Source organism: Mycobacterium sp. 852002-30065_SCH5024008, assembly GCF_001665645.1.
Taxonomy (GTDB): Bacteria; Actinomycetota; Actinomycetes; order Mycobacteriales; family Mycobacteriaceae; genus Mycobacterium; species Mycobacterium paraffinicum.
Map to the genome: position 1 here is coordinate 51,908 of NZ_LZSZ01000175.1, position 8,261 is coordinate 60,168.

The 8,261-nt window shown below is 66.9% G+C and carries 9 protein-coding genes and 1 pseudogene; 6 read left to right on the forward strand and 4 right to left on the reverse strand.

Annotated elements, in window-relative coordinates:
• Positions 1 to 2 precede the first annotated feature (2 nt).
• The 5 genes from A5781_RS22705 to A5781_RS22725 all read left to right on the forward strand — a co-directional run bounded on the left by A5781_RS22705 (position 3) and on the right by A5781_RS22725 (position 4,009).
• A complete protein-coding gene (locus A5781_RS22705; protein ID WP_067212248.1) occupies positions 3 to 785 on the forward strand; it encodes an SDR family NAD(P)-dependent oxidoreductase in 783 nt (260 codons plus the stop codon).
• The gene (locus tag A5781_RS22710; RefSeq protein ID WP_067212251.1) at positions 782 to 1,654 is read left to right on the forward strand and encodes an LLM class F420-dependent oxidoreductase; all 873 of its coding nucleotides are present in this window, start codon (positions 782 to 784) and stop codon (positions 1,652 to 1,654) included. Before A5781_RS22705 ends, A5781_RS22710 begins: the two co-directional genes overlap by 4 nt.
• Positions 1,654 to 2,385, forward strand: a complete 732-nt coding sequence (locus tag A5781_RS22715; protein WP_067212310.1) for a hypothetical protein — start codon at positions 1,654 to 1,656, stop codon at positions 2,383 to 2,385. Before A5781_RS22710 ends, A5781_RS22715 begins: the two co-directional genes overlap by 1 nt.
• 84 nt (positions 2,386 to 2,469) lie before the next feature.
• Positions 2,470 to 2,964: a lipoprotein LpqH gene (locus A5781_RS22720; protein ID WP_067212255.1), complete on the forward strand. Its 495-nt coding sequence runs from the start codon at positions 2,470 to 2,472 to the stop codon at positions 2,962 to 2,964.
• Between the two features lie 55 nt (positions 2,965 to 3,019).
• Positions 3,020 to 4,009, forward strand: coding sequence for an alpha/beta fold hydrolase (locus A5781_RS22725; RefSeq protein ID WP_067212258.1), 990 nt, complete (start codon positions 3,020 to 3,022; stop codon positions 4,007 to 4,009).
• Between the two features lie 53 nt (positions 4,010 to 4,062).
• Here A5781_RS22725 and A5781_RS22730 read toward each other — a convergent pair whose 3' ends face one another.
• Both A5781_RS22730 and A5781_RS22735 read right to left on the reverse strand, forming a co-directional pair.
• Positions 4,063 to 5,265, reverse strand: a complete 1,203-nt coding sequence (locus tag A5781_RS22730; protein WP_067212261.1) for a cytochrome P450 — start codon at positions 5,263 to 5,265, stop codon at positions 4,063 to 4,065.
• A gap of 15 nt (positions 5,266 to 5,280) precedes the next feature.
• The gene (locus tag A5781_RS22735) at positions 5,281 to 5,946 is read right to left on the reverse strand and encodes a TetR/AcrR family transcriptional regulator (RefSeq protein WP_067212263.1); all 666 of its coding nucleotides are present in this window, start codon (positions 5,944 to 5,946) and stop codon (positions 5,281 to 5,283) included.
• Between the two features lie 190 nt (positions 5,947 to 6,136).
• Between A5781_RS22735 and A5781_RS22740 the strand changes: the two genes are divergently transcribed.
• A complete protein-coding gene (locus tag A5781_RS22740; protein ID WP_067212266.1) occupies positions 6,137 to 6,922 on the forward strand; it encodes a spirocyclase AveC family protein in 786 nt (261 codons plus the stop codon).
• 16 nt (positions 6,923 to 6,938) lie between these two features.
• Here A5781_RS22740 and A5781_RS22745 read toward each other — a convergent pair whose 3' ends face one another.
• Entirely contained in the window at positions 6,939 to 7,913 is a 975-nt protein-coding gene (locus A5781_RS22745; protein WP_067212271.1) for an LLM class flavin-dependent oxidoreductase, read from the reverse strand.
• A gap of 45 nt (positions 7,914 to 7,958) precedes the next feature.
• Positions 7,959 to 8,261: pseudogene (locus A5781_RS22750) on the reverse strand (dihydrodipicolinate reductase); the annotation flags it as partial.

An 8,261-nucleotide genomic window follows, 5' to 3' on the forward strand; every position in this document is an offset into this window, starting at 1 on the left:
CAATGAGCGGCCGGCTTGACGGCAGGGTCGCGATCATCACCGGCGCCAGCACCGGCCTGGGGCCCGTGCTGGGCGCGCTGTTCGTCCGGGAGGGCGCCAAGGTGCTGCTGGCCGCGCGACGCGAAGAGCTGGTGCGCGAGGCTGCCCACGCCGCGGGGCCCGGCGCCATCGCGATGCGCGCGGATGTGACCGACGAGCAAGACATCGCGGCCATGGTGGCGCGAGCCGTCGCCGAATTCGGCCAGGTCGACATTCTGTGCAACAACGCCGCCGCGCCCGGACAGGACCGCTGGATCTGGGAGCAGACCCTGGAGAACTGGAACGCCACGATCGCCATCGACGTCACCGCGGCGATGCTGTGCACCCGGGAAGTGCTCAACCAGTCGATGCTGGCGCGCCGTCGCGGCGTCATCCTCAACTTCTCTTCCACGGCAGGCTATTCCGGCATCGTCCGCAAGACCCACTACGTCACCGCCAAGGCATCCCTTCGGGCGTTCACCAAGACCGTCGCGCTGGAGGTCGGGCCCTACGGAATCCGGTGCAACTGCATCGTGCCCGGCGCCATCGATACCGAGCTGTGGCGGCAATGGGTGCAACGCACGGCCGACGAGCGGGGGATCGATTTCGCCACCCAGCGGGCCAAGGCCCTTAAAGGCGTTGCCCTGCAGGATATCTCCGCGCCCGAAGATGTCGCCAACCTGGCGTTGTTTCTGGCCAGCGACGAAAGCCGCACCATCACCGGCCAATCCATCCCCGTCGACGCCGGAGGGTACATGCAGGGATGAGCGCCCCACGACTCTCGGTGGCCACACCCGTAGTGACGATGTTTCCGAAGACCAGCGGCGACTGGGAGAAACACGCTTCCATCGACGATCTGGCGCGGATCGCCGAGGCGGCGGATCGGCTCGGCTACCACCACCTGACCTGCAGCGAACACATCGCGCTGCCCGCGGCCGAGGCGCACCGCCGCGGTACCCGCTATTGGGATCCGCTGGCCACCTTCGGCTACCTGGCGGCACGCACCCAACGAATCCGGTTGGCCACCAACGTGCTGGTGCTCGGATACCACCATCCGCTCGAGATCGCCAAACGCTACGGCACGCTGGACAAGGTGAGCAGCGGCCGGCTCATCCTCGGCGTCGGAGTCGGCAGCCTCAAAGAGGAGTTCGAGCTCATCGGCGCACCCTTCGACGACCGCGGACCGCGAGGTGACGACGCCCTCAAGGCGCTACGCGCCTCGCTGTCCGTGCCCGAACCCGCCTACCACGGCGAGTTTTACTCGTTCGACGGCATGGTCGTCGATCCGTGCGCGGTGCAGGACCGTATCCCGATCTGGATCGGGGGCCGCACGCTGCGGTCGCTGCGCCGCGCCGCGAACCTGGCCGACGGCTGGGCGCCCTTCAACGTGACCCTGCCTCAGGCGCGAGACTGGTTGAGCCGCTTCGATCTTCGATCCGATTTCGAGGTTGTCCTGCCGCCATCGACGGCACTGGACCCGATCAAGGAGCCGGAGCAAACCCGCGACGCCATCGGCGAGGCCGTCGCGCACGGCGCCACCATCGTGCCCGCCGTCTTCCGCCACATCTCGCTGCAGCATTACCTGGACAACCTGCAGGCGCTCGCCGAACTGCACTCCCCCGGCGGCGCCGCGTGATCCGCGTCAGGGCAGGCATATTCAGCCTCACCGCCGCCGCGCCGGCCGACGACGACGGCAGCTATCTGCGTTGGCACCTGCTGGATCACATGCCGGAGCAGTATCAACTTCCCGGCATCCTGCACGGGTTGCGCTGGATCGCCGACGGCGACTATCCCCAGCACCGACTGGCGGCCCGCGGCCCGCTGGGTGAGATCGGCAACGCGGTGCACTATCTGGTGAGTGACCCCGTCGAGGAGACCTTCGACGACTTCGTCGCCCTCGGCCGCGCGCTGCGCGAGAACGGCCGCTTTCCCGTCGTCAGGCCGTCCCTGCAAGTTGCCGGCCTGCGCTTGCTGCAATGGCACAGCGCCCCGCACGCGCTCGTCTCCGCCGAGGTGGTGCCGTTCCGGCCGCACCGCGGCATCGTGCTGATCGTCGAAGAACCCGTTGACGGACGCCGCCCGGAGGGGTGGCTGCAGTGGTTGCATGCCGAGCACCACCCGGCGCTGCTCGGCGTGCCGGGCACGGCCGGCGCCTGGACATTCGGTTCCAGCGTCGGCTGGAGCCGCCTACCGCGGGGCTGGCGAACTGAGCACCAATACATTACCGTCGTCTACCTCGACGACGACCCGCTGACCACGACCCGTGCCCTGGCCCCCGTCATCGAAGAGCGGTGGCGAACGGGCGCGGTACGGCCCATCTTCGCCGGACCGCTGCGCAGCATGGTCAGTTGGGAAGCCTGGCGGTGAACCCCCCGGTTGACTGGTCGCCAGAGAAATGAGACCTTCCCGAAACGAAGGGAACCTATCGTCCTCGCTGACAACGGAGGTGAGATGACCAATCGGTGTGTCCTCGCGGCCGCCGGGATCGTTCTGGCGGCCGGTTTGTCCGGCTGTTCGGACAAGGGCGGCCAGCCGGCGTCCGCCCCGAGTTCGAGCCCGGTTGCTGTGACCACGACCGTCATGATCGACGGAAACAAACACACCATGACCAAGGCGGTCAGCTGCGCCAGTTCGGCGGCGCAACCGAACGCATCGCCACCGGAATCCGGGGACTTGACCACCCGCATCACCGTGCACGACGACACGGCGTCTGTGTCGCTGGCCCTGTCCGACGAGAAGCCGCCCATGGTGGACGGATTCGCGATTTCACTGACGCTGGCCAACGGTCAGTACCAACTGCCCTACCAGTCGACCAAGTCGGCCACCCAGGTCCAGGCAACCAAGGAGGGCAAGAGCTACACGGTCACCGGAACCGGCGAAGCGACAACGCCCGGCCAAAGCGGCACGCGCCCGGTGACTTTCGGGGTGCACGTCACCTGTCCGTAACTGCAGTGCCGCGGAAACGGTTGTCTACCGTCGTCGCCTCTGCGATGCTGGCAGCTTGGACATCTTCGCGGAGTGGCAAACCGGCGGCACTGAACTGCGTTGGCGGTCAACGACCGCCGCCAACGATGCGCACGAAGTCGCGGTGTTCAGTCGCCGCTGCGGCACACCCGGCGCCCCCGCCCTGGTCCTCGTGCACGGCTTCCCGACGTCGAGCATCGACTATTTCGCCCTGGCCGCTGAATTGGGTTCCGAGTTCGACATCTACCTGCTGGACTTCCCGGGTTACGGCCTGTCCGACAAGCCGGCCGAGCCGTATGTGTATTCGCTCTACGACGACGCGCGTCTGCTTGTCTACGCGATCACCCAGGTGTGGAATCTGACCGAATACCGCATGCTCACCCACGATCGCGGCAGCAGCGTCGGCATGATCGCACTGGAGATGCTGGCCGCCATGGATCCGCCGGCCGCGCCCGTCGACCTCATCGTGACGAACGCCAACATTTACCTACCGCTGTCCAACCTCACCTCATTCCAGACCGCGCTGCTTGACTTCGCGACCGGTAGGCCCACCGCGGAGGCGACGACGCCGGAGTTGCTGGCGGCGGGTCTGGGAGCCAGCACCTTTATGCCGCGGCGGACAACCGACGACCCGGAGATCGCCGCGCTGGCCAAGTGCTTCGCCCACAACGACGGAATCCGCGTGCTGCCCGACACCATCCAATACCTGCACGAGCGTGCCGCGGACGAAACAGGTTGGCTGGAGGCACTTTCCAAGAGCCCGGTCAACACCACCCTGGTGTGGGGGCTGCATGACAGCGTCGCGCCGCTACGCGTCCCAAATCACGTCTGGCAGACGTACCTGAAGAACAAGCCCGGCCGCAACCGCTATTGGGTGGTGCCCGGCGCCGATCACTACCTGCAATGCGACGCGCCCGGCCAACTGGCCGAGATTTTTCGGCTCACGGCCCAGGGCGGCGACATTCCGCTGCAGACACTCGGCAACCAGCCCGACGGTGCGGTGTTGGTCGACCAAAGCGCCTCCTAGCCCGGCCGAGTGCCCGGCTGGCCGGGCACCCTCAGCGGGCAGGGCCAGCAGCGTCAGCCGGTGACGACGGGCAGGCGCGCCCACCCCCGCACGCTCGCGGTGTGCGCGCGCTGGGCGTTGACGTAGTCGACTTCCCAGTCGGGCCAGCGCTTGAGGACCTCTTCGAGGGCCACGCGACCCTCCATCCGGGCCAGCGCGGAGCCCAGGCAGAAGTGCAGGCCCTGCCCGAAACTCAGGTGGCTGCCACCGCGGTGGATGTCATAACGGTCCGGATCCGTGAAGTGCCGATCATCGCGGTTGGCAGAACCGTTGAGCAGCAACATGTACGAGCCCTCGGGCACGACCCGACCGTGGAGCTCGGCGTCCTGCGCCACGTAGCGGGCCTGCACCGGCGAGGGCGGCTCGTGGCGCAGCGTCTCCTCGACCGCGCCGGGGATCAGGGACGGGTCGGCGACCAGTTCGCGGCGCTGATCCGGGTGATCGGACAGCAGCTGTCCCATGAAGCCGATCAGCCGGGCCGTGGTCTCGTTCCCGGCGCCGGCGATCATGGCGGTGTAGGCCAGCACCTCGGTCCGCGACAGGGGCCGCCGGCTGCCGTCCGGTTCCTCGATCTCGGCCCGCAGCAGGTCGGTCATCAGGTCATCTGAGGGGTGATCGGCCCGCCATTCGATGTACTCGGCGAACACCACGATGCTCTCCTCGAACAGCTTCGCGTTGACCGCGGCGGGGTCGCGCTCCTCGGACAACTCGATGTACGCCCCGCCGCGATCGCGAATCTTGGCCTGATCCTGCTCGGGAATGCCCAACAGGTAACCGATGGTCCGCATCGGCATCATCGCCCCGAGATCGGCGATGAAGTCGAAGCCGCCGGCACCGATCAGCGGATCCAGCTCGCGGACGCAGAAGTCGCGCACCAGGCTCTCCACGGCCAGCATGCGCCGCGGCGTGAAGACACGGGACAGCAGGCGGCGGTGCAGGTCGTGCAGCGGCGGGTCTTCGAACAACAGAATGCCCGGTGGCACTTCGATATTGGCGAATAAGATGTCGGCCGTGGTCCCGCGGCCGGATCGGTAGGTCTGCCAGTTCGGCAGCTCGCGCGCCACGTCGTCGTACCGGCTCAGCGCGAAGAAGTTGTACCTCTCGTTGTAGTACAGCGGCGCTTCGTCGCGCATGCGCTTCCACACCGGGTACGGGTTGTCGTCGATATCGGAGTCGAACGGGTCGTAGTACAAGTCGATCGTGCTGGTGCCGGCCATTGTCAGTCCCTTCGCTCAGTCGTTTCGGTGTAGGAAGCCATGCAGGATTGCCTGGGTGAGTTCTTCGACGATCACCTCTCGAGATGGCGGCTTGGCGCCGAAGTAGGTGGAGCGCAACGCGGCCATGCCGGCGATCACTGCCACCGTCGAGTGAGCGGGCAGGTCGGGATGGTCCGACCGCAGTCCCCGCAGATGCATGCCCTCCGCGCTGATCTCCCCGAGCGCCGTGATCGCCCGTCTGATATCGGCGATGCCGGCGTCGGCCTTCTCTTCCTCGCTGAGTGCCTCCGACGCCATCAGCGTCAGCAGCAGACCTTGGTGTTCGACGAAGACGTCGTAGAGCTGTCCGACGAAATGTCGGGCCAGCTCTTGCTCGTCGGTCTCCTCGGGGACCACCGATTGCCAGGTCCGGCCGAACTCGGCGACGAAGTCGGTAAACGGCTGGACGAGCGCCTCGCGGAACAGCGCCGCCTTCGAACCGAAGTGACGGAACAACAGATGCTCGGTAACGCCTGCGGCCTGGGCGATTTCACGCGTGGTCGTGCTGCGGTAGTCCTGGCGCGCGAAGCGCGCCCGGGCGCTGTCGAGCAGCAGCTTGCGCGGAGCGCCACGCGGTCGGCGGTTCGCCGGGGGCGGCGCTTCCGCCGCGGCGGGTTTCGTGCTGGGTGGCCGCTGGGGCACGGTTTCGCTCCTTGCCCGATTGTTGACTGTCTTTAGGATAGTGTGCACTATCTAATGAGTCGAGCGTAGGAAGGGGTGCGACCGTGGGCGCCGTCATCATGCTGGGCACGCTGTTCGGGCTGATCGTCCTCATATTCGGGCTGGTGTTGCGCTTCGACCCGCAGGCCCGCCGGGCTCAAGGACACGATCGGTGAGCTCCCAGATGACGCCCGTGATGCAGGCCGCGAGTGACTTCGCGCTCGTCGGGGGCATCGGGTTCACCGCTCTAGGCGTGTACCTCAGCGTTCGGCGGCGCCGCCTCCACCCCCTCCTGCTGCTGTGCATCTCGGCGATGTCGTTTTCGTGGATCGAGGCCCCCTACGACTGGGCGATGTACGCGCAGTTCCCGCCGGCCATCCCCCGCATGCCGTCGTGGTGGCCGCTGAACGTGACGTGGGGTGGACTGCCGTTGTTCGTTCCCGTCGGCTACATCTCCTACTTCGTGCTGCCGGCCGTGACGGGCACGGCGCTCGGGCGATGGTTGAGCGGTCGGTTCGGATGGCGAAGGCCCCCAACGTTGTTGGTGGTCGGTCTTGTCGTCGGCTTCTGCTGGGCGCTGTTCTTCAACGGGTTCCTCGGCGCCAAGCTCGGCGTGTTCTACTACGGCCGGGTCATTCCCGGGCTTGCGATCCGCGAGGGCACCGTGCATCAGTACCCGCTGTACGACTCCCTCGCGATGGCCATCCAGATGATGGTCTTCACCTATCTACTGGGCCGCACCGACCCGCAAGGACGAAACGTCATCGAGATATGGGCCGAGAACAGGGCGAAGAGCCGCCTGGGTTCGTCGCTGCTGTCCGTCGTCGCTGTGGTCGTCGTCGGAAACGTCCTTTATGGCGCGGTTTTCGCGCCGCACCTCGTCACGAAGCTGGGCGGCTGGGTGACCGCGGGACCGACGGAGCAGTTGTTTCCGGGCATGCCGAATCAACCCGAGTAATTACTTGCCCCGGCGGTCACCCAAGAGCCTCGGGCAGCACAACCTCTCCCACGCGCTTGAGATACGACCACGCGACGTCCGGTGGCAGCCCGCCGCACAGCGGTGACAGGTTGAGGACCTGGCCGGCGCGGACCCGCGAGATCGCCTCGGGGACAGAGATAATCACGTGCGATGTCCCGGTCGCACGCAGCTCGTCCACGGTGTTGACGTGGCTGAATCCCGCCGTCGTCTCGTCCCCGGGGTTCCACGCGGCATAGGTGCGCACATCGTGCAGCAGGTGCTCGCCGATCTCTTTCCACGCCTGCTCCACGTCGTCGGCGACGAAGACGACCGAGGGCGTGTCGCGGTCGGGAAAGAAGGTGGGCCCGGGCTGATGGCCGTGCTCCCGGCAGGCCTCTTCGTAGGCTTCCTGCATGCCTGGTGCGTTGGCGTTGCCCAGCATGCCCAGGCCATACCTGCCGGCCCGGCGGGCCGCTGCCAATGTTCCGCCGCCCCACATCAGTCCCGGCCCGCCGGGAGTCAGCGGGCGCGGTGTGACGGTGATCCGCCGTCCGTCTTCGACGACGGTTTCACCGGCAAGCAGTCGCCGTAACAGCGCGAGTTTCTCGTCGCAGAGGCGGCCACGCGTCTTGATCGGCACACCGAAGTGCTCGAACTCCTCGGGCCGATAGCCCAACGCCAGGATGTAGGACGCCCGCCCGTTGCTGATGATGTCGAGGACCGCCATGTCCTCGGCGAGACGCACGGTTTCGTAGAACGGAAGAATCAGGATCAGGCTCAGCGCCAGACGCTGCGTTCGCCCGGCCACGGCCGAGGCCAGCAGAAGCGGTGACGGCAGGTAGCCGTCCTCCGACCCGTGATGCTCGCACAGCACAGCGGCCAGACCGCCGTGTTCCTCGGCCCAGGCGCACATTTCGGGTGCCGCGGCGTACAGATCGGTTGGGGGCGCGGCCCATTCGGGATCGCGCATGTCGAAGCGCAGCGTGTACACGGCAAACTCCTAGGTGGCCTAATCTTGGTGATGCACGTTACACGCTCAGTCGAAGGCGTAAAGCGGCAGCGTCGTGGGAATGTCCAGCGAGCTCAGCAGGCCCGGGGGCGCGTCGACGACATAGGGAATGGCATTGACCACCCGCATGGCCGTCGACGCCATCGCGGCGTGCCCGGCGCCGTGGCCTTCGGCATCGCCGAGCGTCATCACGCAGTGGATGTCGGGATCGCCGTCGATGTCCACACGATAGGTCGCGTCGAACTCCGAGGTGGGCCAGTCGGGCGCGACGTCGCGGGCCATTCGGATCACGTGTTCGATCACGATCGCCTCCCGGCCGTTGACCACCCC

Excerpts from the sequence above, each read along its gene's own strand:
- A5781_RS22705 (WP_067212248.1), top strand. The coding sequence starts at position 3 with ATGAGCGGCCGGCTTGACGGCAGGGTCGCGATCATCACCGGCGCCAGC.
- A5781_RS22710 (WP_067212251.1), top strand. The coding sequence starts at position 782 with ATGAGCGCCCCACGACTCTCGGTGGCCACACCCGTAGTGACGATGTTT.
- A5781_RS22720 (WP_067212255.1), top strand. The coding sequence starts at position 2,470 with ATGACCAATCGGTGTGTCCTCGCGGCCGCCGGGATCGTTCTGGCGGCC.
- A5781_RS22730 (WP_067212261.1), bottom strand. The coding sequence starts at position 5,265 with ATGGCCGGCACCAGCACGATCGACTTGTACTACGACCCGTTCGACTCC.